This window comes from Pseudomonas syringae, assembly GCF_002157375.1.
GTDB lineage: Bacteria > Pseudomonadota > Gammaproteobacteria > Pseudomonadales > Pseudomonadaceae > Aquipseudomonas > Aquipseudomonas syringae_T.
Genome location: NZ_MTSA01000017.1, coordinates 16,795 through 38,875, shown reverse-complemented (window position 1 = coordinate 38,875; position 22,081 = coordinate 16,795). Strand labels below are relative to the sequence as shown.

Annotated in this window: 23 protein-coding genes and 1 pseudogene; 21 read left to right on the top strand and 3 right to left on the bottom strand. The window is 60.0% G+C overall.

What is annotated here, in order from left to right:
* Positions 1 to 73: 73 nt before the first annotated feature.
* The 8 genes from argS (at position 74) to BW686_RS20525 (ending at position 8,800) form a co-directional block, all read left to right on the top strand.
* Positions 74 to 1,810, top strand: a complete 1,737-nt coding sequence (argS, locus tag BW686_RS20560) for an arginine--tRNA ligase (protein ID WP_084919335.1) — start codon at positions 74 to 76, stop codon at positions 1,808 to 1,810.
* Between the two features lies 1 nt (position 1,811).
* The gene (locus tag BW686_RS20555) at positions 1,812 to 2,507 is read left to right on the top strand and encodes an SPOR domain-containing protein (RefSeq protein ID WP_084919334.1); all 696 of its coding nucleotides are present in this window, start codon (positions 1,812 to 1,814) and stop codon (positions 2,505 to 2,507) included.
* A 388-nt stretch (positions 2,508 to 2,895) separates the two neighbouring features.
* Complete coding sequence (gene hslV, locus BW686_RS20550) at positions 2,896 to 3,426, top strand: ATP-dependent protease subunit HslV (protein WP_003392345.1); 531 nt, start codon at positions 2,896 to 2,898, stop codon at positions 3,424 to 3,426.
* A 66-nt stretch (positions 3,427 to 3,492) separates the two neighbouring features.
* Positions 3,493 to 4,830: an ATP-dependent protease ATPase subunit HslU gene (hslU, locus tag BW686_RS20545; RefSeq protein ID WP_084919333.1), complete on the top strand. Its 1,338-nt coding sequence runs from the start codon at positions 3,493 to 3,495 to the stop codon at positions 4,828 to 4,830.
* 92 nt (positions 4,831 to 4,922) lie between these two features.
* Complete coding sequence (locus BW686_RS20540) at positions 4,923 to 5,294, top strand: gamma-butyrobetaine hydroxylase-like domain-containing protein (RefSeq protein WP_084919332.1); 372 nt, start codon at positions 4,923 to 4,925, stop codon at positions 5,292 to 5,294.
* 209 nt (positions 5,295 to 5,503) lie between these two features.
* Entirely contained in the window at positions 5,504 to 7,183 is a 1,680-nt protein-coding gene (gene phaC / locus BW686_RS20535; protein WP_084919331.1) for a class II poly(R)-hydroxyalkanoic acid synthase, read from the top strand.
* Positions 7,184 to 7,282: 99 nt separating this feature from the next.
* Positions 7,283 to 8,137 carry a poly(3-hydroxyalkanoate) depolymerase gene (gene phaZ / locus BW686_RS20530; RefSeq protein ID WP_084919330.1) on the top strand — a complete coding sequence of 285 codons (855 nt, stop codon included), beginning with the start codon at positions 7,283 to 7,285 and terminating at the stop codon, positions 8,135 to 8,137.
* A gap of 48 nt (positions 8,138 to 8,185) precedes the next feature.
* Positions 8,186 to 8,800, top strand: a complete 615-nt coding sequence (locus tag BW686_RS20525) for a TetR/AcrR family transcriptional regulator (RefSeq protein WP_084919329.1) — start codon at positions 8,186 to 8,188, stop codon at positions 8,798 to 8,800.
* 172 nt (positions 8,801 to 8,972) lie between these two features.
* On the opposite strand, the gene BW686_RS20520 is transcribed toward BW686_RS20525, so the two are convergent.
* Both BW686_RS20520 and BW686_RS20515 read right to left on the bottom strand, forming a co-directional pair.
* Complete coding sequence (locus BW686_RS20520; RefSeq protein WP_084919328.1) at positions 8,973 to 9,782, bottom strand: phasin family protein; 810 nt, start codon at positions 9,780 to 9,782, stop codon at positions 8,973 to 8,975.
* A 10-nt stretch (positions 9,783 to 9,792) separates the two neighbouring features.
* A complete protein-coding gene (locus BW686_RS20515) occupies positions 9,793 to 10,266 on the bottom strand; it encodes a phasin family protein (protein ID WP_084919327.1) in 474 nt (157 codons plus the stop codon).
* A 178-nt stretch (positions 10,267 to 10,444) separates the two neighbouring features.
* On the opposite strand from BW686_RS20515, the gene cysC reads away from it, so the two are divergent.
* Positions 10,445 to 11,038, top strand: coding sequence for an adenylyl-sulfate kinase (gene cysC / locus BW686_RS20510; RefSeq protein ID WP_256899034.1), 594 nt, complete (start codon positions 10,445 to 10,447; stop codon positions 11,036 to 11,038).
* Positions 11,039 to 11,092: 54 nt separating this feature from the next.
* Here the strand turns inward: cysC and BW686_RS20505 are convergent, their stop codons facing one another.
* Positions 11,093 to 11,371 carry a polyhydroxyalkanoic acid system family protein gene (locus BW686_RS20505; protein WP_084919325.1) on the bottom strand — a complete coding sequence of 93 codons (279 nt, stop codon included), beginning with the start codon at positions 11,369 to 11,371 and terminating at the stop codon, positions 11,093 to 11,095.
* A 143-nt stretch (positions 11,372 to 11,514) separates the two neighbouring features.
* On the opposite strand from BW686_RS20505, the gene ubiE reads away from it, so the two are divergent.
* The 12 genes and pseudogenes from ubiE (at position 11,515) to BW686_RS27700 (ending at position 21,755) form a co-directional block, all read left to right on the top strand.
* A complete protein-coding gene (gene ubiE / locus BW686_RS20500; RefSeq protein ID WP_084919324.1) occupies positions 11,515 to 12,285 on the top strand; it encodes a bifunctional demethylmenaquinone methyltransferase/2-methoxy-6-polyprenyl-1,4-benzoquinol methylase UbiE in 771 nt (256 codons plus the stop codon).
* On the top strand, positions 12,285 to 12,908 hold the full coding sequence (locus BW686_RS20495) for a ubiquinone biosynthesis accessory factor UbiJ (protein ID WP_084919323.1): 624 nt from the start codon (positions 12,285 to 12,287) through the stop codon (positions 12,906 to 12,908). Before ubiE ends, BW686_RS20495 begins: the two co-directional genes overlap by 1 nt.
* Positions 12,905 to 14,524: a ubiquinone biosynthesis regulatory protein kinase UbiB gene (gene ubiB / locus BW686_RS20490; RefSeq protein WP_084919322.1), complete on the top strand. Its 1,620-nt coding sequence runs from the start codon at positions 12,905 to 12,907 to the stop codon at positions 14,522 to 14,524. Before BW686_RS20495 ends, ubiB begins: the two co-directional genes overlap by 4 nt.
* A 67-nt stretch (positions 14,525 to 14,591) precedes the next feature.
* Positions 14,592 to 14,984, top strand: a complete 393-nt coding sequence (gene hisI / locus BW686_RS20485) for a phosphoribosyl-AMP cyclohydrolase (protein WP_003414224.1) — start codon at positions 14,592 to 14,594, stop codon at positions 14,982 to 14,984.
* 2 nt (positions 14,985 to 14,986) lie between these two features.
* A complete protein-coding gene (locus BW686_RS20480; RefSeq protein ID WP_002551631.1) occupies positions 14,987 to 15,319 on the top strand; it encodes a phosphoribosyl-ATP diphosphatase in 333 nt (110 codons plus the stop codon).
* Positions 15,320 to 15,363: 44 nt separating this feature from the next.
* Entirely contained in the window at positions 15,364 to 15,639 is a 276-nt protein-coding gene (locus tag BW686_RS20475) for a twin-arginine translocase TatA/TatE family subunit (RefSeq protein WP_084919321.1), read from the top strand.
* A gap of 4 nt (positions 15,640 to 15,643) precedes the next feature.
* Positions 15,644 to 16,099, top strand: a complete 456-nt coding sequence (gene tatB, locus BW686_RS20470) for a Sec-independent protein translocase protein TatB (RefSeq protein WP_084919320.1) — start codon at positions 15,644 to 15,646, stop codon at positions 16,097 to 16,099.
* Positions 16,096 to 16,896 carry a twin-arginine translocase subunit TatC gene (gene tatC, locus BW686_RS20465; protein ID WP_084919319.1) on the top strand — a complete coding sequence of 267 codons (801 nt, stop codon included), beginning with the start codon at positions 16,096 to 16,098 and terminating at the stop codon, positions 16,894 to 16,896. Before tatB ends, tatC begins: the two co-directional genes overlap by 4 nt.
* Complete coding sequence (locus tag BW686_RS20460; protein WP_084919318.1) at positions 16,893 to 17,600, top strand: 16S rRNA (uracil(1498)-N(3))-methyltransferase; 708 nt, start codon at positions 16,893 to 16,895, stop codon at positions 17,598 to 17,600. The genes tatC and BW686_RS20460 overlap by 4 nt, the downstream gene beginning before the upstream one ends.
* Before the next feature lie 174 nt (positions 17,601 to 17,774).
* Complete coding sequence (locus BW686_RS20455; protein WP_373271044.1) at positions 17,775 to 19,610, top strand: methyl-accepting chemotaxis protein; 1,836 nt, start codon at positions 17,775 to 17,777, stop codon at positions 19,608 to 19,610.
* A 201-nt stretch (positions 19,611 to 19,811) separates the two neighbouring features.
* Positions 19,812 to 20,894: pseudogene (locus BW686_RS27705) on the top strand (methyl-accepting chemotaxis protein); the annotation flags it as partial.
* Positions 20,880 to 21,755 (top strand): methyl-accepting chemotaxis protein, encoded by an 876-nt coding sequence (locus tag BW686_RS27700; protein WP_444860438.1) that lies wholly within the window; start codon positions 20,880 to 20,882, stop codon positions 21,753 to 21,755. The pseudogene BW686_RS27705 and the gene BW686_RS27700, both read left to right, overlap by 15 nt.
* The last annotated feature ends 326 nt before the right edge of the window (positions 21,756 to 22,081 follow it).

Here is a 22,081-nt window from a genome sequence, read left to right as displayed (position 1 = left end):
CGGCAACGGATAATGCAGAGTTTTTCCACCCGCGCATTGAAGCGCCACCGCGCTTGCGGTCGAAGAGAGCACCATGAAAGACACCATTCGCCAGCTGATTCAACAAGCCCTGACCCGTCTCGTCACCGAGGGCGTCTTGCCAGAAGGGCTGACGCCGGCGATCCAGGTGGAAAACGCCCGTGACAAGACGCACGGCGATTTCGCCAGCAATATCGCAATGATGCTCGCCAAGCCGGCCGGCATGAAGCCCCGCGATCTGGCTGAAAAGCTGATTGCCGCGCTGCCTGCCGACGAGCAGGTCAGCAAGGTCGAAATTGCCGGGCCGGGCTTTCTGAACTTCTTCCAGAATACCGCCGCGCTGGCTTCGCGCCTGGACGCCGCCCTGGCTGACCCGCAGCTGTCGGTCCGCAAGGCCGGTGCCGCGCAGCGTGTGGTGGTCGACCTGTCGGCACCGAACCTGGCCAAGGAAATGCACGTGGGTCATCTGCGCTCGACCATTATTGGCGACGGCGTGGCGAACGTGCTGACGTTCCTGGGTGACACGGTCATTCGTCAGAACCACGTGGGCGACTGGGGTACCCAGTTCGGCATGCTGCTGGCCTACCTGCAGGAAAAACCGGCGACCAGCGACGAGCTGTCAGACCTCGAAAACTTCTATCGCGCCGCCAAGCAGCGCTTTGACGAGTCCGCCGAGTTTGCCGAGCGCGCGCGCGGTCTGGTCGTCAAATTGCAGGCTGGCGACGCCGAATGCCTGGCACTGTGGGAGCGTTTCAAGGACATCTCGCTGTCGCACTGCCAGGAGACCTACGAGCGTCTCAACGTCAAGCTGACGCCGGCCGACGTCATGGGCGAAAGCGCCTATAACGATGACCTGGCCAATGTGGTCAACGACTTGAAAGCCACGGGCCTGCTGGTCGAGAGCAACGGCGCGCAGTGCGTGTTCCTCGAAGAATTCCGCACTGCCGATGACACGCCACTGCCAGTGATCGTGCAGAAGGCAGGCGGCGGTTATCTGTATGCCACCACCGACCTGGCCGCCATCCGCTACCGCAGCAAGGTGCTCAAAGCCGACCGCGTGCTGTATTTCGTCGACCAGCGTCAGGCGCTGCACTTTCAGCAGGTTTTCGAAGTGGCTCGCCGTGCCGGTTTCGTCCACGACGGCATGCAACTGGAGCACATGGGTTTCGGCACCATGAACGGTGCCGATGGCCGTCCGTTCAAGACCCGAGACGGCGGCACGGTCAAGCTCATCGACCTGCTCGATGAAGCCGAAGAACGCGCTTACACGCTGGTGAAAGAAAAGAACCCGGACGTCGCCGAGGCCGAGTTGCGCAGCATCGCCAAGGCCGTGGGCATCAGCGCGGTGAAATACGCCGACCTGTCCAAGCACCGCGCCAGCGATTACAGCTTCAACTTCGATCAGATGCTGAGTTTCGAAGGCAATACCGCGCCTTATCTGCTGTACGCCTACACCCGGGTGGCCGGTGTATTCCGCAAGCTGGGCACGCCTTTCGACGCCAGCAAGGGGCAAATCGTCCTTGAAGCGCCGCAAGAGCAGGAACTGGCTGCACGCCTGGCGCAGTTCACTGAAACACTGAATAACGTCGCAGAAAAAGGCACACCGCACGTACTTTGTGCTTACCTGTATGACCTTGCGGGTCTGTTTTCCAGCTTTTACGAAAACTGCCCGATCCTTGGTGCGGAAAGTCCCGATCAGCAACAGAGCCGTTTGCGCCTGGCTGCCCTGACCGGTCGCACCCTCAAGCAAGGCCTGGATCTATTGGGTCTGGAAACTCTGGAGCGTATGTAAGTTGGCAGTTGCGAAGAAAAAACCGGCACCCAAGCGGGGCGCCAGCCGTTATCAGGCACCCGCGAAGAAGCCGATTCCAGGATGGCTGTGGCTGGTAATCGGTTTGAGCGTAGGCGCATTCGTGGTCTTTCTGATGAAGCTCGAACCGGGCGGTGAAGACGTCAAGCGGGTCAAGGCGGACGCCAAAGCTGCGAAAATCGCCGAGGCGAACAAGACACCGCCCAGCCCGACGGCGCCGGTTAAACCCAAATACGACTTCTACACGCTGTTACCGGAGTCGGAAGTGATCGTGCCGAACGAGGCCGTTCCGGAGAAGACCCCGCCGCCAGTGGCGCCGACAGCTCCGGTTTCGCCCGAACAGGCCGCCAAAATCGACACCGCGCGGGCGCAGGCCGCACTCAGCGGCTTGACGCCGCCACCGGCGCCACCTGTTGCCACCACCAAGCCAGCGGCGGTCACGACGTTCTTCCTGCAAGCGGGCTCGTTCCGCAAACAGGCTGACGCCGAGAAAGTCCGTGCGCAGATCATCCTGCTGGGCCAGACCTCGACCGTCGAGTCCGGCACGGTGAAGGACGAAACCTGGTACCGCGTGCTGGTCGGCCCGTTCAGCAACCGCGAACAACTGACCACGGCCCAGAAACAACTGGCGAGTGGCGGATTTAGTAACCTGTTGTTGCAACAACGTCAGAGCCGGTAGTCAACGCACCTCTGTTTCCGTGCTCATCGCGATGTTTCGATGAGTACGGAGCTTCTGCCCAGAGAGCGTAGGCGCGGACTCGTCCGCGATCTGCCGGGAACCGGCAGCAAAACCAGCCGCATTGGTGTATCAGACGCAGCCGAGGCAGCCTGTGTCGGGGCCGCTTCGCAGCCCTTCGCGGACAAGTCCGCGCCTACGTTCCGATAGACCGTGGATAAGTCACCCGGCAGCTTGCGGACAAGCGAAGCGGCACCCGTCCGTTCTCACTGGTGCAGGATCAACTCACAGTCATTCCCCCCCGATTCACCCCCAAGGTTGAAATACTCACCCACACCCCCATATGAGTTTGCATCAGGGCATTTTCGCCCCGCAGTGTGGAGACTCTCCCTTGACCACCATCGTTTCAGTGCGCCGCCACGGTAAAGTTGTCATGGCCGGCGACGGCCAGGTTTCCCTGGGCAACACCGTCATGAAAGGCAACGCCAAGAAAGTGCGCCGCCTGTATCACGGTGAAGTGATCGCCGGCTTTGCTGGCGCCACCGCCGATGCATTCACGCTGTTCGAGCGCTTCGAAGCCCAGCTGGAAAAACACCAGGGGCATCTGGTCCGCGCAGCCGTCGAGCTGGCCAAGGACTGGCGTACCGACCGCTCTCTGAGCCGTCTTGAAGCCATGCTGGCGGTTGCCAACAAGGACGCCTCGCTGATCATCACCGGTAACGGCGATGTCGTAGAACCCGAAGATGGTCTGATCGCGATGGGTTCCGGCGGCGCATTTGCTCAGGCGGCCGCACGCGCCCTGCTGCTCAAGACCGATCTGTCGGCACGCGAAATCGCCGAGACTTCGCTGCACATCGCAGGCGACATCTGCGTCTTCACCAACCACAACATCACCATTGAGGAGCAGGACCTCGCCGGCTAAGCCTCTGCCGGGCCGCACGCGTTGCGGCCCCATTGGCTTTACCGCGCCAGAGGGCCGTGAATAACCATGTCCATGACTCCCCGCGAAATCGTCCACGAACTTGATCGCCATATCATCGGCCAGGACGATGCCAAACGCGCCGTCGCCATTGCCTTGCGCAATCGCTGGCGCCGCATGCAGCTGCCAGAAGAGCTGCGTGTCGAAGTGACCCCCAAGAACATCCTGATGATCGGCCCGACCGGCGTCGGCAAGACCGAAATTGCACGCCGTCTGGCCAAGCTCGCCAACGCACCGTTCATCAAGGTCGAAGCCACCAAGTTTACCGAAGTGGGCTATGTAGGCCGTGATGTAGAGTCGATCATTCGTGATCTCGCTGATGCCGCGATCAAGCTCCTGCGCGAGCAGGAAATCATCAAGGTTCGTCACCGCGCCGAAGATGCTGCCGAAGACCGCATCCTCGATGCGCTGCTGCCACCCGCTCGTGTGGGTTTCAACGAAGACCCGGCACAGAGCAACGATTCCAATACCCGCCAGCTGTTCCGCAAGCGTTTGCGGGAAGGCCAGCTGGATGACAAGGAAATCGAAATCGAGATCAACGAAGCCGTAGGGGTCGACATTTCTGCACCGCCCGGCATGGAAGAAATGACCAATCAGCTGCAAAGCCTGTTTGCCAACATGGGCAAAGGCAAGACCAAGAGCCGCAAGCTCAAGGTCAAGGAAGCGCTCAAGCTGGTGCGCGAGGAAGAAGCGGGGCGTCTGGTCAACGAGGAAGAGCTGAAGGCCAAGGCGCTGGAAGCGGTCGAGCAGCACGGCATCGTGTTCATTGACGAAATCGACAAGGTTGCCAAGCGTGGCAATTCAGGCGGCGTCGATGTGTCCCGCGAAGGCGTGCAGCGTGACCTGCTGCCGCTGATCGAAGGCTGCACCGTGAACACCAAGCTGGGCATGGTCAAGACCGACCACATCCTGTTCATCGCCTCCGGCGCGTTCCACCTGAGCAAGCCAAGCGACCTGGTGCCTGAGCTGCAAGGCCGCCTGCCGATTCGCGTCGAACTCAAGGCCCTGTCGCCGCAAGACTTCGAACGTATCCTCAGCGAACCGCATGCCTCACTGACCGAGCAGTATCGCGAGTTGCTCAAGACCGAAGGCCTGAAAATCGAGTTCAAGCCCGAAGGCATCAAGCGTCTCGCCGAAATTGCCTGGCAAGTGAACGAGAAGACCGAAAACATCGGTGCCCGTCGCCTGCACACGCTGCTCGAGCGCCTGCTGGAAGAGGTTTCGTTCAGCGCCGGAGACCTCGCCATCAGCCAGGACGCAACGACGATTGAAATAGACGCCGAATACGTCAACAGTCATTTGGGCGATCTGGCAGAAAACGAAGACCTCTCGCGTTATATTCTCTGACGATGTAAGCGGTCAGTTGAAAGCTGCAAGCGGTTCTTCGCCCTTGCAGCTTTTTTGCTTCTGCCTGCTGCTTAAACTTGAGGCTGTTTTCAATGCTCCCTACCGCCATTCAGCTGCACAAAGCTTCCAGAACCCTGACATTGAAGTACGCATCGGGTGAGGAATACCACCTGCCTGCGGAGTTTCTGCGGGTGCATTCTCCGTCTGCCGAAGTTCAGGGGCACGGCAAGCCGATCCTGCAATTCGGCAAGCTGGGCGTCGGCCTGACCAAGGTCGAGCCGGCTGGCCAATATGCACTGAAACTGACCTTCGATGACGGCCATGACTCAGGATTGTTCACCTGGGACTACCTGTACCAGTTGGCCAGGCGACAGGAATCGCTATGGGAAGACTACCTTCAGGAATTGCAGAAAGCCGGGAAATCCCGCGATCCTTCGGAGCATGTCATCAAGCTGATGCTTTGAACCACATGGCAATCCATGAGCTACGCTGCTTGTGATTTCAGTCAATCTCGCGTAACCAATGGGTATGGCAAGCTCCCTGCATCGGATTGATGTGAACAGCAGCCTGCAAGGAATACGTCACACGAGCAGTAGTGCCGGCTAAATGCCTGTGTCGCTGGGCCACAGGCAAGGAATGTCAGTGTTCGTCTCAAGACAATGGAGCGTCGTAGATGAGTAAACCGAAAGACGATGAGCTGCAACGCCAGGCCTCCGAGCATACGCTGGGCCTGAACCCGGTTGTCGGGCTGAGGCGCAAGGATTTACTGAGCACCGCTCGCATGGTTCTTCGCCAGGCGTTCAGGCAACCCCTTCACAGCATCAAGCACGTGGCGCACCTGAGCGTCGAACTCAGAAATGTGATGTTCGGTACGTCCGCCTTGCAGCCGACGCCCGAAGACCGGCGTTTTTCTGACCCGGCCTGGAGCCAGAACCCGCTCTATCGCCGCTACCTGCAAACGTACCTGGCCTGGCGTAAAGAGCTGCACGACTGGATCGGCGGCAGCAACCTCACGCAGCAGGACATCAACCGTGGTCATTTTGTGATCAACCTGATGACTGAAGCCATGTCACCCACCAATTCTGCTGCCAATCCCGCCGCGGTGAAGCGCTTCTTCGACACTGGCGGCAAGAGCCTGCTTGACGGGCTGTCGAACCTGGCAAGGGACATGGTGAACAACGGCGGCATGCCAAGCCAGGTCAACATGGAGGCGTTCGAAGTCGGCAAGAGCCTGGGCACCACCGAGGGCTCGGTGGTGTTTCGCAACGAGGTGCTGGAGCTGATCCAGTACAAGCCCATCACCGAACAGGTCCATGAGCGTCCACTGCTGGTGATTCCGCCGCAGATCAACAAATTCTACGTCTTCGACCTGAGCCCGGAAAAAAGCCTGGCGCGCTTTTGCCTGCGCAGCAATGTGCAGACGTTCATCATCAGTTGGCGCAACCCGACCAAGGCTCAGCGCGAGTGGGGGCTGTCGACCTACATCGAAGCGCTCAAGGAAGCCGTTGATGCAGTGCTGGCGATCACCGGCAGCAAAGACCTCAACATGCTGGGCGCCTGCTCGGGCGGCATTACCTGTACCGCGCTGCTGGGCCATTACGCCGCGCTGGGGGAAAAGAAAGTCAACGCCATGACCCTGCTGGTCAGCGTGCTCGACACTACCCTGGACACTGAAGTCGCGTTGTTCGTCGACGAGCAGACCCTTGAGACCGCCAAGCGCCATTCGTACCAGGCGGGCGTGCTCGAAGGTCGCGACATGGCCAAAGTGTTCGCCTGGATGCGCCCCAATGACTTGATCTGGAACTACTGGGTCAACAATTACCTGTTGGGCAACGAGCCACCGGTCTTCGATATCCTGTTCTGGAACAACGACACCACGCGTCTTCCGGCGGCGTTTCATGGCGACCTGATCGAGATGTTCAAGAACAACCCGCTGACCCGCGCCAACGCGCTGGAAGTCTGCGGCACGCCAATCGACCTGAAGCAGGTCACTGCCGATGTGTTCTGCCTGGCAGGCACCAATGATCACATCACGCCGTGGGCCTCCTGCTACAAATCAGCGCGACTCTTTGGTGGCAAGACCGAGTTCGTGTTGTCGAGCAGTGGCCATATCCAGAGCATTCTCAACCCGCCGGGCAACCCCAAGTCGCGCTACATGACCCATGACGAGCTGCCTGAAGACCCGGCCGTCTGGCAGGAAAACGGCACCAAACACACTGATTCCTGGTGGCTGCACTGGCAGGCGTGGCAAACCACGCGCTCGGGGAAACTCAAAAAAGCGCCGACGACGCTGGGCAACAAGGCGTTCCCGACAACCTCGGCAGCGCCCGGCACGTACGTTCACGAACGCTAGGCGCTGCTGCTCTGGAGCATGAACAGAGAGCCTGGCCTCGGTTGACCCCGGGAAACGCAGGATTGTCCTGCCAGCGGTTTAATCAACAGGGCTTCGCGCATGCCGCAACCGTTTGTTTTTCGCTCCATCGACCTGAACGGGCACACCATTCGCACAGCGGTGCGCCCAGGCAAGGGTCATCTGACGCCGTTGCTGATATTCAACGGCATCGGGGCCAATCTGGAGTTGGTGTTTCCCTTTGTCGAAGCACTGGACCCGGACCTGGAAGTCATCGCGTTCGATGTGCCGGGCGTCGGGGGTTCCTCGACACCCAGACGCCCGTATCGCTTTCCCGGCCTGGCGAAGCTGGCCGCGCGCATGCTGGATTACCTGAATTATGGGCAGGTCAACGCGATTGGTGTTTCCTGGGGCGGAGCGCTGGCCCAGCAGTTCGCCCATGATTACCCCGAGCGCTGCAAGAAGCTGGTGCTGGCGGCCACGTCAGCAGGCATGGCGATGGTGCCTGGCAAACCACGGGTGCTGTGGTTGATGGCCAGCCCGCGCCGCTACATCCAGCCGTCCCATGTGATTCGCATTGCGCCGGAAATCTACGGCGGTGCCTTTCGCCGTGATCCGCACCTGGCGGCCAATCACGCGGCCAAGGTTCGCTCGTCCGGCAAGCTGGGCTATTACTGGCAATTGTTCGCGGGCATGGGCTGGACCAGCGTTCACTGGCTGCACAAGATTCGCCAGCCGACACTGGTGCTGGCCGGTGACGACGACCCGTTGATCCCGCTGGTCAATATGCGGTTGCTGGCCTGGCGAATCCCCAATGCCGAGTTGCACATCATCGATGACGGGCACTTGTTCCTGATCACCCGCGCTGAAGCCGTCGCGCCGATCATCATGGGTTTTCTGCGCCAGGAACGGCACCGCGCAGTCATGCACCCGCACCCGTACTCGAAATCGCCCTGAGCACGTTCGACACTTGCAGGCTTGCTGACACTTGAACAAGAAGACCGGATGAAAACCCGCGACCGAATCCTCGAATGTGCATTGACGCTGTTCAATCAGCAGGGCGAGCCCAACGTTTCTACGCTGGAAATCGCCAATGAAATGGGCATCAGCCCGGGTAATCTGTATTACCACTTTCACGGCAAGGAGCCGTTGATTCTGAGTCTTTTCGAGCGTTTCCAGGCAGAACTGGCGCCGCTGCTCGACCCGCCCCCGGATGCCCGGCTCGAGGCTGAAGACTACTGGATGTTTCTGCACCTGATCGTCGAGCGGCTGTCGCACTATCGGTTTCTGTTTCAGGACCTGTCCAACCTCGCCGGACGCCTGCCCAAACTGGCCCGAGGCATTCGCAACCTGCTCAACTCGATCAAGAAGACCCTGGCTTCGCTGCTGGCCCGCCTGAAGGCCCGGGGGCAATTGGTCAGTGAAACCCAGGCGCTCGGGCAATTGGTGGAACAGATCACCATGAACCTGCTGTTTTCACTGGATTACCAGCGAATACTGGGCCGAGACGGCAACGTGCGGGTGGTGGTTTACCAGATCATGATGCTCGTCACCCCGCACCTTCTACCCCGCTCAAGACAGGCGGCTGAACGGCTGGCAATGGGGTATCTGAGCGGATAGACCTGAGCGTCATCGTGCCCGGGAACGTGAGGCGTTCGGCGCACACCTGTCGTGCCCATGCTCTGCGTGGGCATGCCGTTCTGGACGCTCTGCGTCCAATCGCGGGCGCAAGCCTGACAAACAAAAAGCCCGACCTGGCTAGCAGGTCGGGCTTTGGTGTTGCAGCCGGTTATCAGGACTGGCTGGCAGGTGTTTCCGGTGCAGACGCTGGCGCTGGAGCTGCAGTCGAGCTGTTTGCCGGCGTTGCCGATGCCGCAGGTTTGGCGGCAGGCTTGGCAGCGGGCTTTCTGGCCGCAGGCTTTTTCGCTGCGGCAGGTTTGGCGACTGCCTTGGCTTTGCTGGCGGTTGCAGTTGCAGCCTTGTTGGCTGCATCGACCGGCTTGGCCGCCGCTTTTTTCACAGCCGGTTTGGCTGCTGCGGTTTTTCCTGCTGCCTTATCCGCCGTTTTTGCGACGGTTTTGGCGGCCGCTTTGACCAACGGTTTTGCAGCCGCCTTCGGCGCCGGTTTGGCAGCACTCTTGGCCGCAGCAGGCTTGGCGGCAGAAGCACGCGACGCAACAGGTCTGGCCTTCTCCCCGGTCACGTGCTCGATCTGCCGGGTCAGTTGATCGACCTTGCTGTGCAGTTCCCTGACTTCATTGCGGCTCGGCACGCCCAGGCGTGAAATGGCGCTGTTCAGACGCTTGTCAAAAGCCCCTTCCAGCTCATTCCATTTGCCGACCGCGAGGTCTTTGACGTCACCGACACGGGACTTGGCAGCCTTGCCCGCGCCTTTCACCTCATCGAGTTGCTTCTGCGCCTCGACCTTGGTTTCTTTCTCGGCTTTTTCGCCGTCTTTTACCAGCGTTTCGAAAAGCTTGCTGCCGTCATTGCTGATCTTGGAATACGCGCCCAAACCAGCCAGCCAGATCTGCCGAGAGTACTTCTCAACCTCTCCAATCCAGGAGCTGCCATCTTTATCGATTTTCTTTTTGCCAGCCATCCTGCTCTCCTTATTGTCCAGACTCGGAACGTTCGAGCCATTTCGACTCGGAGCGTTTGAGATTTTTAGGCCCGACACGTTCCAGCAACGCTGTCAGTTCATCGAGCTTAGCAGAGAGCGTGTCAACGTCATGTTTAGACGGGATTCCGATGCGGTTCAAGGCTTTTGCGACACGCCGGTCGAAAGCGCCCTCGATAACGCTCAGTTGCGCTTCAACACGGTTCCTGGCGCCTGACACTTCGCCCTTGATTGACTGGATTTCGCCGTTGGCGGCCAGACGTTTTTCATCGACCGTCTTGAGGACTTCCTTCTCGGCCTGCTCGCCGGTCCGGATCAAGTCCTTGAGGTACTGAGCGCCTTCCTCGTTGACTCGGGAACAGGCGCCCAACCCGGCCAGCCAGATCTTGCGGGCATACAGTCGGGCGTCGGAAAGCGTGGAGCCTTGCGGCGCTTCGATCTTTTTCTTCGTGTTCACAGTGGCCACGGTACACCTCATGCTCAAACGTTGAAGTCAGTGCCTCCAGCAGGCATGGGCACAACGCTACCCGCAAAAATTAGAATGCTCACCCTAAGGGCTGCGCGTCGACGCGAGAATGGCACCCGGGCGGTACCAAAAGTATGATGGGCTCATCTGCTCAGAGACGACAGCAAGGAGCTGCCATTTGAACGCCAGCACCCACTCCGCCCCCGGTTGCGAAACAGAGCAGGCGGCTCGGCGGCACACCGCGATAACACTGTGGTTTACCGGCCTGAGCGCTTCGGGCAAATCCACCATTGCCTGCGGGCTGGAGCAGAGACTGTCGCTGGCCGGTCGAGCTGTCGTTGTGCTGGATGGCGATCAACTGAGGCGGGGGTTGAACAGTAACCTGGGCTTCTCGGCAGCGGATCGCCGGGAAAATATTCGACGTACGGCAGAGGTCGCAAAAATTCTGAATGAAGCGGGCCTGACCGTGATTGCGGCGCTTATTTCCCCGTCCTGCGAGGACAGGGCTATGGCCCGAGAGATCATCGGCCCGAACGCCCTCAGGGAGATTTATATCAGCACGCCTCTGGCGACCTGCGAGCAGCGAGACCCGAAAGGTCTTTACGCTCGCGCCCGCGCCAATGAACTGCCTGACTTCACCGGTATATCGTCGCCGTACGAACCGCCTGCATCCCCGGATCTTCGCCTGGACACGTCACGCATGAGCGTTGAAGACTGCGTCCTGCAGATAGACAGCCTGCTGAAGCGTGACGCCGGCTTACCGCCTTCGTAGTGCGCAGGACTGCTTGCGCTCAGGCGCGAAGACAGCCACGGATCATAGACAGGTTCAGGCCGCCAGGGCTTTATCCAGCACTCGTTCGACTTCGGTCTTGATCGGGCCACTCATGGCCGACAACATGAAGCTCAGCTCGATATTGATGCGAATCAGCGCCTCTTCGACTTCGACCTTGCCCTTGGCGCCCTTGCCTTCCAGCATCACGGTATCGCCCACCCATTCGTGCGCCAGGCCATATTTGTCAGTGAGCTTCTGAACCAGCTGTCCGGCCTTCTCACGGGCCTTTTCCAGGCCCAGCGTATGCGGGCGTTCAACGGTTATCTTGGCCATCGGAGGGTTCCTTGATCGTCGGATGAAATGCGGCGCAACTATATACATCCGCCTGCATCCAAAAAAGCGTTGCAAGTGAGCCTTGTCAAGACAAAGCCAGCCTTGGCGATTAGAATGGCCCGCACTCTATTCCGGTGAACGATATGAACGATCAGCGCAAAGGCAGCGATGCCGAACCTACTACTCACTTCGGTTACAAAAATGTACCGGAAAGCCAGAAGGCAGAGAAAGTCGCTGAGGTTTTCCACTCGGTCGCGGCCAAGTACGACCTGATGAACGACCTGCTGTCCGGCGGCATGCACCGTCTGTGGAAGCGTTTCGCTATCGAGCTGTCAGGTGTTCGTACCGGCAACCGTGTACTGGACATTGCCGGCGGCACAGGCGATCTGACCCGTAAATTCTCCAGCCTGGTCGGCCCGACCGGCCAGGTGGTCCTGGCGGACATCAACGCCTCCATGCTCAAGGTCGGTCGTGACCGCCTGCTGGATCTGGGTGTGTCGGGCAATGTCGAGTTCGTCCAGGCCGACGCCGAAAAGCTCCCGTTTCCAGACAACCATTTCGACTGCGTGACCATTGCCTTCGGCCTGCGCAACGTGACGCACAAGGAAGACGCCCTGCGCTCCATGCTGCGCGTGCTCAAGCCCGGCGGTCGCCTGCTGGTGCTGGAATTCTCCAAGCCGACCAACAAGCTCATGTCCAAGGCCTACGACGCCTACTCGTTCGCGTTCATGCCGTTGATGGGCAAGCTGGTCACCAATGACTCGGAAAGCTATCGCTATCTGGCCGAATCGATCCGCATGCACCCCAATCAGGAAACCCTCAAGTCGATGATGGTAGACGCCGGGTTCGACCGCGTGACCTATCACAACATGACATCAGGCGTTGTGGCGCTGCATCGCGGTATCAAACCCTGATGTTGCTTCGGGGGCTGCTCGCCAGCATCGAGCACGGCATCAATCGGGTGTTGCGTCTGGACAGCACGGCGTTGCCGCGCATGGCGCATCTGTCCGGCCGCATCATTGCCGTCGACTGCCGTGATCCGTCCCTGAAACTCTTTATTCTGCCCAGCGACGAGGGCCTGCTGCTGGCGGCTGGCTGGGCGGCCGACGCCGATTGCACACTGCGTGCGCCCGCGTCCAGCCTGATGCGTCTGGCCCTCAGCAAGGACAAGACCGCCGTATTGCACGGCCCTGACGTCGAACTCGACGGTGACAGCGGCGTATTGCTGGAGCTGGTCGGCATCCTGCAGGACCTGGAACTGGACTGGGAACATGAACTGTCCCGCTGGGTCGGCCCGGTCGCCAGCCAGATGTTCAGCAGCCACCTGCGCAGCCAGGGGCGCTGGACCCGCGACAGCATGGCCAGCCTCAGCCAGAACGTGGCCGATTACCTGAGCGAAGAGTCACGCACACTGGTAGGCAACCACGAAGCCGAAGCCCGGTTTGCCGAACTTGATCAGATCAAAATGGATCTGGAACGCCTTGAGGCGCGCTTTGCACGCCTTGCCCACTCCCTCAATACCAGCGATAACGCATGAAGCTGCTTGCCGTCCGCCGTCTGTTTCGCATTCAACGCGTCGTTATTCGTTATCGCCTGGATGACCTGTTGTTCGCCCTGCCCTTGCCGTGGTGGATGCTCGCTGTGCGTTTCGTGCTGCCTTGGCGCTGGCTGCCCCGGCGCAAGTCCGAGCTGAGCCGTGGCGTGCGCTTTCGTCTGGCCCTGCAAGACCTGGGGCCGATCTTCATCAAATTCGGGCAACTGCTGTCTACCCGGCGCGACCTGCTGCCCGAAGACATTGCCGATGAACTGATGCTGTTGCAGGACCGCGTGCCGCCATTCGATCAGCAAGTGGCGATCAAGCTGATCGAGGAGCAACTGGGCGCGCGCATCTGTGATGTGTTCAGTCGTTTCGACGAAACGCCGCTGGCGTCGGCCTCGGTGGCACAAGTGCATGCCGCCTGCCTGAAGACCGGCGAAGAAGTCGTGGTCAAAGTCGTGCGTCCGGGCCTCAAGCCGGTCATCGGTCAGGACCTGGCGTGGCTGTTCATTCTCGCCCGCATGGCCGAACGCGTTTCAGCCGATGCACGCCTGCTGCATCCGGTGCAGGTGGTGATGGACTACGAAAAAACCATCTACGACGAACTCGACCTGCTGCGCGAGGCGGCCAACTCCAGCCAGTTGCGCCGCAACTTCGAAGGCTCCGACCTGCTGTACGTGCCTCAGGTCTATTGGGACTGGTGCCGTCCGAAAGTGCTGGTCATGGAGCGCATCTACGGCCTTCAGGTCACCGACATGGCCGGGCTGGCTGACCAGCGCACTGACATGAAAATGCTGGCCGAGCGCGGCGTGGAGATTTTTTTCACCCAGATCTTTCGCGACAGCTTCTTCCACGCCGACATGCACCCCGGCAATATTTTCGTCAGCACGGTCAACCCGTGGAGCCCGAAATACATTGCCATCGACTGCGGCATCGTCGGCAGCCTGACCCCGGAAGACCAGGATTATCTGGCCCGTAACCTGTTTGCCTTCTTCAAGCGGGATTATCGCCGGGTTGCGCAACTGCACATCGATTCGGGCTGGGTGCCGGCAGAGACCAAGCTCAATGAGTTCGAAGCGGCAATCCGCACGGTCTGCGAGCCGATTTTCGAGAAGCCGCTCAAGGACATCTCGTTCGGTCAGGTGCTGATGCGCCTGTTCCAGACTGCCCGGCGCTTCAACATGGAAGTCCAGCCGCAACTGGTTCTGCTGCAAAAGACCCTGCTCAACATCGAAGGTCTGGGTCGCCAGCTTTACCCGGAGCTGGACCTGTGGAGCACCGCGCAGCCGTATCTGGAGCGCTGGATGCGTGAACGGGTCAGCCCGAAAACCCTGCTGGGCAACCTGCAATCCCAGGTCGAGCAACTGCCGCATATCGCCGGCATGACCCGAGACCTTCTGGAGCGCATGTCACGCCCTCATGCGTCCGATCCGCCACGCCCCTGGCACGACCGCAAAGACGAGCCGATACTGCGGCTGATCGGCGCCGCATTGCTGGTGGGTGGCGCGATACAGGGCTGGGTGATGAGCGAGGCGGCGACCCAGCTGCTGACGCTGACGGCCTGGCCAGCGGCGATCATGCTGATCGCCGGCCTGTATCTGATCGTTCGCCGATAGCCAGCAGCGTATGGCGCTGGCACACTGTTCAATCCGCCGGGCCTGAAGCCCGGCTGCCGGAGTAGATATGAAAGACTGGCTGGACGAGATTCACTGGAACAGCGACGGTCTGGTGCCTGCAATCGCTCAGGATCACAAGACCGGCCGGGTACTGATGATGGCCTGGATGAACCGCGAGGCCCTGAGCCTGACGGCCTCCGAGAATCGTGCAATCTATTGGTCGCGTTCGCGTGGCAAACTCTGGCGTAAAGGTGAAGAATCGGGTCATGTGCAAAAGCTGCACGAACTGCGCCTCGACTGTGACGCCGACGTGATTATCCTGATGGTCGAGCAGATCGGTGGCATCGCGTGCCACACCGGACGCGAAAGTTGCTTCTACCGGGTGTACGAAAACTCAGGATGGAAGACCGTCGACCCGGTCTTGAAAGATCCTGATGCTATTTACCACGCAGGCCACTGAACATGACTGATACGTTGTCCCGCCTGGCCGAAGTGCTGGAATCACGCAAGGACGCCGCTGCCGACAGCTCCTATGTCGCCAGTCTGTATCACAAGGGCCTGAACAAGATTCTGGAAAAGCTCGGCGAAGAGTCGATCGAGACCATCATTGCCGCCAAGGACGCCGCTGTCAGTGGCGATTGCAGTGACGTGATCTACGAAACCGCTGACTTGTGGTTTCACAGCATGGTGATGCTCGCCGCGCTGGGTCAGCACCCGCAAGCCGTGCTCGACGAGCTGGATCGCCGGTTCGGCTTGTCCGGCCACGCGGAAAAAGCCGCACGCACGGCAGAATAACGCTCTCCCCTTTCAAGCTTGAATTCTTCTACGAGGACTGTTTCATGGGTATTTTTGACTGGAAACACTGGATCGTCATCCTGATAGTCGTAGTGCTGGTTTTCGGGACCAAGAAACTCAAAGGCCTGGGCAGCGATGTCGGTGAGTCGATCAAAGGCTTTCGCAAAGCCATGCATGACGATGACAAGCCAGAAGAGCAACCTGCGCCTCAGCCACAACAGGCACAAGCCGCCCCTCAGGGTTCACCCCTGAACCAACCGCACACCATCGACGCCCAGGCGCACAAAGTCGACGAGCCGCTCCGCAAAGACCAGGTTTAAGCCCATGTTCGGTATCAGCTTCTCTGAACTGCTGCTCGTCGGCCTGGTTGCCTTGCTGGTACTGGGTCCCGAGCGTTTGCCGGGTGCGGCGCGCACTGCAGGCTTATGGATCGGTCGCTTGAAGCGCAGCTTCAATGCGATCAAACAGGAAGTTGAGCGTGAAATCGGTGCCGACGAAATTCGTCGGCAGTTGCACAACGAGCACATTGTTTCGCTTGAAGACGAAGCGCGGAAAATGTTCGCTCAGAATCAGCACACCGAGACCCCTTACGAACCGGTGAGTCCGCCACCCGCACCGACAGAATCTGCGGCCACCGCACATCACGAGATCGGCCCCGCAGAACCCGCAGCGCCCAAGACCGGGCTGTCGCTCGATAAAGCCGCGAAGCCAGCCGATGCGTCTGCGCCGCCTCCGACGCCTCCCGCCCACGATTCGTCATTGCCACCACGAGCCCCATGAGCGCTGATATCCCGGAAAACGATCAGCAAATGCCGCTGATCTCGCACCTCACCGAGCTGCGTACACGTCTGTTGCGCTGTGTTGCGGCAGTCTTTCTGATTTTTGCCGGCCTGTTCTACTTCACGCAGAAGATCTACACGCTGGTCTCGGCACCGCTGCGGGTCTATCTGCCTGAAGGCGCAACGATGATCGCCACCGACGTGGCGTCGCCGTTCATCACGCCGTTCAAGCTGACCATGATGGTCGCGCTGTTCCTTTCCATGCCGGTCATCCTGCACCAGATCTGGGGCTTCATTGCGCCGGGCCTGTACAAGCATGAGAAACGCGTGGCCATCCCGCTGCTGGTCTCCAGCATCATCCTGTTCTATGCAGGCATGGCCTTCGCCTACTTTCTGGTGTTCCCGATCATCTTCCACTTCTTCGCCAGCGTGACGCCCGAAGGCGTGTCGATGATGACGGACATCGCCAGTTACCTCGACTTCGTGATGACCCTGTTCTTTGCCTTCGGCGTGGCCTTCGAGATCCCGGTGGCGGTGGTATTGCTGGTCTGGATCGGCATCGTAGACGTCAAATACCTGAAGAAGATCCGGCCTTACGTGATCATCGGCTGCTTCGTGGTCGGCATGATCCTGACGCCACCGGACATCTTCTCGCAGACGCTGCTGGCCGTGCCGATGTGGCTGCTGTTCGAGCTGGGCGTGCTGTGCAGCACGATGATCAAGAAGCGTGGCGATCACCCGGACGATCAAGCGCAAGACGCTGACAAGCCAGACCAGCCACCCGCGACCACGCCGTGAACCTGCTGTTGCTTGAAGAGGCCGATTTCATTGCGGCCGACCGGGTCGTCCTGCGTGACCGACGACTCAGGCACATGCAGGACGTCCATCGGGTCGAAGTTGGCGACAGTTTACGTGTCGGCCGTATCAACGGCCTGCTGGGCAGCGCCGAGCTGCTGCGTCTCGAACCGCATGAAGCCGAGCTGCGTGTTTCGCTGACCGCCGAGCCGCCCGCAAAGCTGCCTTTGACGCTACTGCTGGCCCTGCCACGGCCCAAGATGCTGCGTCGGGTGTTCCAGACCATCGCGACGATGGGCGTGCCGAAAGTCGTTCTGTTGAACAGTTACCGGGTTGAAAAAAGCTTCTGGCAGACCCCCTTTCTGGAGCCGGAGGCCATCCGCGAGCAACTGATTCTGGGGCTGGAACAGGCGCGCGACTGTGTACTGCCCGAAATCGTGATCGAGAAACGCTTCAAGCCTTTCGTCGAAGACCGCCTGCCGCAGATGGCGGCGGACACCCTGGGGCTGGTCGGGCATCCCGGTGACTTTCCTGCCTGCCCGCGCGCTGTCACACAGCCCGTCACCCTGGCCATCGGCCCCGAAGGCGGCTGGATCCCCTACGAAGTCGACCTGTTGCGCCAATCCGGATTGCAGCCCGTGCAACTGGGCGAACGCATCCTGCGCGTTGAAACGGCGGTGGCCGCCCTTCTCGCTCGTCTGTTCTAAGCTCTTTCTCGACGTCGACCAAATCGCTTCAGTTCGCTGATGCGCTGCCGATGTAGGTGAATTCGTGAAACAACAGACATCTAAGGAGCGGTTATGTCTCGTGGGTTATCTCAAAGCCTCGCCAATGCGAGCGTCAGCCTGAAATTGACAATCGGATTCGGCCTGGTGGTGCTGATGACATTGATGATTGCGGCCACAGGCTGGTTCAGTAATCAGGCGTTGATTGATCGCGGTGATCGCGTCACTGCCATTGCGGAAATCAACGAGCTGACCCTGCAACTGCGCATCGACCGCAAAACCTACGAAGACCTGTACAACGCAGAAAGTGCCGCGGTGGTCAAAACGACCCTCGACGCACTGGACGCCGCCCTTCAAACAGCCAGAAACCTGCTGCGCTCTGCCGAAAACATCAAGCTGCTCGACAGCCAGATTCAGGCGACCAACGAGTATCGCCAGTCGTTTGCGGAAATGACCAAAGCCATCGACGCCCGCGAGGCGAGCCGCAGCCAGATGGGCGACAACGCCGACAAGGCGGTGGATCAGGCCAACAAGGTCGAGGCCGAGTTGCTCAAGGCCGACAACATCCAGGCCTTCAACGGCATCGTCGGCGTCAGCAAACTGATTCAACAGGCGCGCTTCCAGGTACGTGGTTACACCTACAGCGGCCGTCCCGATTTTGAAAAGAACGCCAATCAGGCCATCGATGAAGCCGTTGCCGGGATCAATACACTGGCCGGCAATATCGCTTCTGACTACCAGCCCTTGCTGCAACAGGCCGTTGTCGGCCTGAAGGGCTACCGCGAGGCGGTGGGCCGGTATCGGGATGCTCAAGCTGCCAGCAAGGCTGCATTGGAGAAAATGACCACGCTGGGTACGAACATGCTGGCCACCAGCAATGACATGATCACCCGACAAAACAAAAGCCGAGATGCCGAGAGCGACAAGTCGCTCACGTTGATTGTCTCAGCGACAGCGCTGGCACTGGTGCTGAGTATCCTGGCGGCCTGGATAATCACTCGTCAGATCACCACGCCCCTGAAGGAAACCCTTGAAGTCGTCGAGCGGGTCGCCTCGGGTGACCTGAGCCGCAACCTGCGGGTCGATCGCAAGGACGAGCTGGGGATGCTGCAAAGCACCATCCAGCGCATGACCGTCAGCCTGCGCGAGCTGGTCGGCGGCATTCGCGATGGTGTGACACAGATCGCCAGTGCCGCAGAAGAACTGTCGGCCGTGACCGAGCAAACCAGTGCCGGGGTCAACAGCCAGAAGGTCGAGACCGATCAGGTGGCCACGGCCATGCATGAAATGACCGCCACGGTTCAGGAAGTGGCGCGCAACGCCGAAGAAGCCTCGGAAGCAGCCGTCGCCGCCGATCAGCAAGCCCGTGACGGTGAGCGGGTGGTCAACGAGGCGATTGCACAAATCGAACGCCTTGCCGTGGCCGTGGGCAACTCCAGCGAAGCGATGGGCGCCCTGAAGCAGGAAAGCAGCCAGATCGGCAGTGTGCTGGACGTGATCAAGTCGGTTGCGGAACAGACCAACCTGCTGGCCCTGAACGCCGCCATCGAAGCCGCCCGCGCCGGGGAAGCCGGTCGTGGTTTTGCAGTGGTCGCAGACGAAGTACGCAGCCTGGCACAACGCACCCAGAAATCCACCGAAGAGATCGAAGCGCTGATCGCCCGCCTGCAAAGCGGCACACAGCAAGCAGCAACCGTGATGGACAGCAGCCGCGAGCTGAGCTCCAGCAGCGTGGAGCTGACGCGTCGTGCCGGCGGATCGCTGGAAAACATCACCCGCACCGTTTCAGCCATTCAAGCCATGAACCAGCAGATTGCGGCTGCGGCTGAACAGCAGAGCGCCACGGCAGAAGAGATCAACCGCAGCATCATCAATGTGCGCGACGTCTCGGAACAAACGTCGGCCGCCAGTGAAGAAACAGCGGCGTCCAGCGTCGAGCTGGCAAGACTGGGCAACCATCTTCAGTTGCTGGTCAGCCGTTTCACCGTCTGATCCTCCCCCAAAAAGCCCGCGTCGCCCCTTGGCGCGGGCCTTCTCCACCGGCTAAACGTGACGCCCGTCACTGCGCCCTTCAGCTCGGAAATCTCCTACGGCCTTCTCAGGTCACGCAACAGATCGCCATGCCGATGCGCTCACAACGCATGTCCAGACTCGCTCGGGACCTGCTTTTGTTCGCCATTGCTGGAGATTCCAATGTTCCGACTGATCAATCACGCGCTTGAGAACATGAACGTCAGGTTCAAACTGTCACTGGGCTTCGGCCTGGTGTTGTCATTGACCCTGATCATCACACTGGCCGGCTGGCACGGCCTCTACACCATGATCGACCGTTCCGAGTCGCTTTCCGACATCGCCCAACTCACCAGCCTCACCAAGGACCTGCGCGCAGAGCGCATCACTGACCGTGTACAGAAAACCGCAGAGAGCACCGCGCTGGTCACCGAAAAGCTCACGCAACTGAAAACCCAATTGACGTCGCTGCGCAGACAAAGTGTCGAGCAGGCAACGATTACGCTGCTTGAAGGGCAGCTACAGACCTTAAATACGATGGAAAAGACATTCACCGCCGTTGGCGCCAACCGACAGAGTCGCAACCAGACACGCGATCAACTGGAGCAAAAGGCCGAACAGGCGCTGCAGGCCATCGCCAAGGTCGAGGCTGAAGCCCTCAAAAGCGTGAGTCAGGCGCAGAACAGCAGCGAGCGACTGGCGGAATTCACCAACGTCTCCCAGCTCAAGCAGCAGATTGAGATTGCTCGGTATCAGGTTCAGGCTTACACCTTCACGACTCAGGATACGTACGAAATGGCTGCGATTGCCGCCATCGAAGAAGCGCTCAAGGAAATTGAACAGATCGCTCACAGCCAGGGTAATGAAGCGCTCCAAAGCCTGAGGTCGGCGACCCTTGCACTGCAAGGTTACCGGGAACAGCTGAGCGCCTTCAGGCAGATTCAGACCAAAGCCGAGGCCGATCAGGAATCGATGGAGGGCCTGGGCGAACAACTGCTGGAATCGGTGGCCGAACTGACTCGCCTGCAAACCGCCCAGCGTGACAGTGAGGCAGCGAACTCCAGGGTAACCCTGACCAGCGTTGCGGGCCTGGCGTTACTGATCGGGTTGCTGGCTGCCTGGATCATGACCCGCCAGATCACCGTGCCATTGCAACAGACGCTGACGGCGGCGGCACGTATTGCTCAGGGCGATCTGAGCAAGGACCTGAAGGCATCGCGTCGCGATGAAATGGGGGAATTGCAGCGCAGCATGCAGACCATGACGGTAGGCCTGCGTGAGCTGATCGGCGGTATCAGCGATGGCGTGTCGCAGATTGCGAGTGCTGCCGAGCAGCTTTCGGCCGTCACCGGGCAGACCTGCGCCGGGGTCAATAGCCAGAAGGATGAAACCGATCAGGTGGCCACGGCCATGAATGAAATGGCCGCCACTGTGCAAGAGGTTGCGCGCAATGCGCAAGAAGCGTCTCTGGCGGCGGTTCAAGCGGACAAACAGGCGCGCAGCGGCGACGAGGTGGTCGGCAAAGCCATTGCACAGATAGAGCAACTGGCCCTTGAGGTGGTCAACTCCACTCAGTCAATGAATCAGCTCAAGCAGGAAAGCGGCAAGATCGTCGGCGTTCTTGATGTGATCAAGTCGGTATCGCAGCAAACCAACCTGCTGGCCCTGAACGCCGCCATCGAAGCTGCCCGCGCCGGAGAAGCCGGGCGAGGTTTTGCCGTGGTCGCCGATGAAGTGCGCAGCCTGGCGCAGCGGACGCAGAAGTCCACCGAAGAAATCGAGGAGCTGATTGCTGCCTTGCAAACCGGCACCCAGCAGGTCGCGACCACGCTGGACAACAGCCGCAACCTGACCGACAACACCGTAGCGCTGAGCCGCCGTGCGGGGAGCGCCCTGGAAGAAATCACCCGCACGGTGGCGTCTATCCAGCACATGAACGAACAGATCGCCACTGCCAGCGAAGAACAGAGCGTGGTCGCCGAGCAGATCAACCGCAACGTCATCAGCGTCCGCGACATCTCTGAACAGACCGCCGCCGCCAGCGAAGAAACCGCCGCATCCAGCGCCGAACTGGCGCGTCTGGGTATTCACCTGCAAGGGTTGGTGGGGAAATTCAAGGTGAGTTGACGGACCTGTGACACGGAGCGTCACCCAAAGCATTCCCACGCTGGAGCGTGAGGAACGATGATCTCAACTACCGTACACATGCTCCGCGTCACTGAGGTTATCGCTCCCACGCTCCAGCGTGGTAGCGCCGTTCTGGACGCTCCGCGTCCGATCTTGATTCTGCGGTGCGGCGCACATCTGTGACGCAGAGCGTCACCCAAAGCATTCCCACGCTGGAGCGTGAGGAACGATGATCTCAACTACCGTACACATGCTCCGCGTCACTGAGGTTATCGCTCCCACGCTCCAGCGTGGTAGCGCCGTTCTGGACGCTCCGCGTCCGATCT

Excerpts from the sequence above, each read along its gene's own strand:
- BW686_RS20505 (WP_084919325.1), bottom strand. The coding sequence starts at position 11,371 with ATGGCCAAGATAACCGTTGAACGCCCGCATACGCTGGGCCTGGAAAAG.
- hslU (WP_084919333.1), top strand. The coding sequence starts at position 3,493 with ATGTCCATGACTCCCCGCGAAATCGTCCACGAACTTGATCGCCATATC.
- tatC (WP_084919319.1), top strand. The coding sequence starts at position 16,096 with ATGAGCGCTGATATCCCGGAAAACGATCAGCAAATGCCGCTGATCTCG.
- BW686_RS20480 (WP_002551631.1), top strand. The coding sequence starts at position 14,987 with ATGACTGATACGTTGTCCCGCCTGGCCGAAGTGCTGGAATCACGCAAG.
- BW686_RS20520 (WP_084919328.1), bottom strand. The coding sequence starts at position 9,782 with ATGGCTGGCAAAAAGAAAATCGATAAAGATGGCAGCTCCTGGATTGGA.
- BW686_RS20455 (WP_373271044.1), top strand. The coding sequence starts at position 17,775 with ATGACATTGATGATTGCGGCCACAGGCTGGTTCAGTAATCAGGCGTTG.
- BW686_RS20495 (WP_084919323.1), top strand. The coding sequence starts at position 12,285 with ATGTTGCTTCGGGGGCTGCTCGCCAGCATCGAGCACGGCATCAATCGG.
- ubiE (WP_084919324.1), top strand. The coding sequence starts at position 11,515 with ATGAACGATCAGCGCAAAGGCAGCGATGCCGAACCTACTACTCACTTC.
- argS (WP_084919335.1), top strand. The coding sequence starts at position 74 with ATGAAAGACACCATTCGCCAGCTGATTCAACAAGCCCTGACCCGTCTC.
- BW686_RS20475 (WP_084919321.1), top strand. The coding sequence starts at position 15,364 with ATGGGTATTTTTGACTGGAAACACTGGATCGTCATCCTGATAGTCGTA.
- BW686_RS27700 (WP_444860438.1), top strand. The coding sequence starts at position 20,880 with ATGCAGACCATGACGGTAGGCCTGCGTGAGCTGATCGGCGGTATCAGC.
- tatB (WP_084919320.1), top strand. The coding sequence starts at position 15,644 with ATGTTCGGTATCAGCTTCTCTGAACTGCTGCTCGTCGGCCTGGTTGCC.
- phaC (WP_084919331.1), top strand. The coding sequence starts at position 5,504 with ATGAGTAAACCGAAAGACGATGAGCTGCAACGCCAGGCCTCCGAGCAT.
- BW686_RS20540 (WP_084919332.1), top strand. The coding sequence starts at position 4,923 with ATGCTCCCTACCGCCATTCAGCTGCACAAAGCTTCCAGAACCCTGACA.
- ubiB (WP_084919322.1), top strand. The coding sequence starts at position 12,905 with ATGAAGCTGCTTGCCGTCCGCCGTCTGTTTCGCATTCAACGCGTCGTT.
- BW686_RS20525 (WP_084919329.1), top strand. The coding sequence starts at position 8,186 with ATGAAAACCCGCGACCGAATCCTCGAATGTGCATTGACGCTGTTCAAT.
- hisI (WP_003414224.1), top strand. The coding sequence starts at position 14,592 with ATGAAAGACTGGCTGGACGAGATTCACTGGAACAGCGACGGTCTGGTG.
- phaZ (WP_084919330.1), top strand. The coding sequence starts at position 7,283 with ATGCCGCAACCGTTTGTTTTTCGCTCCATCGACCTGAACGGGCACACC.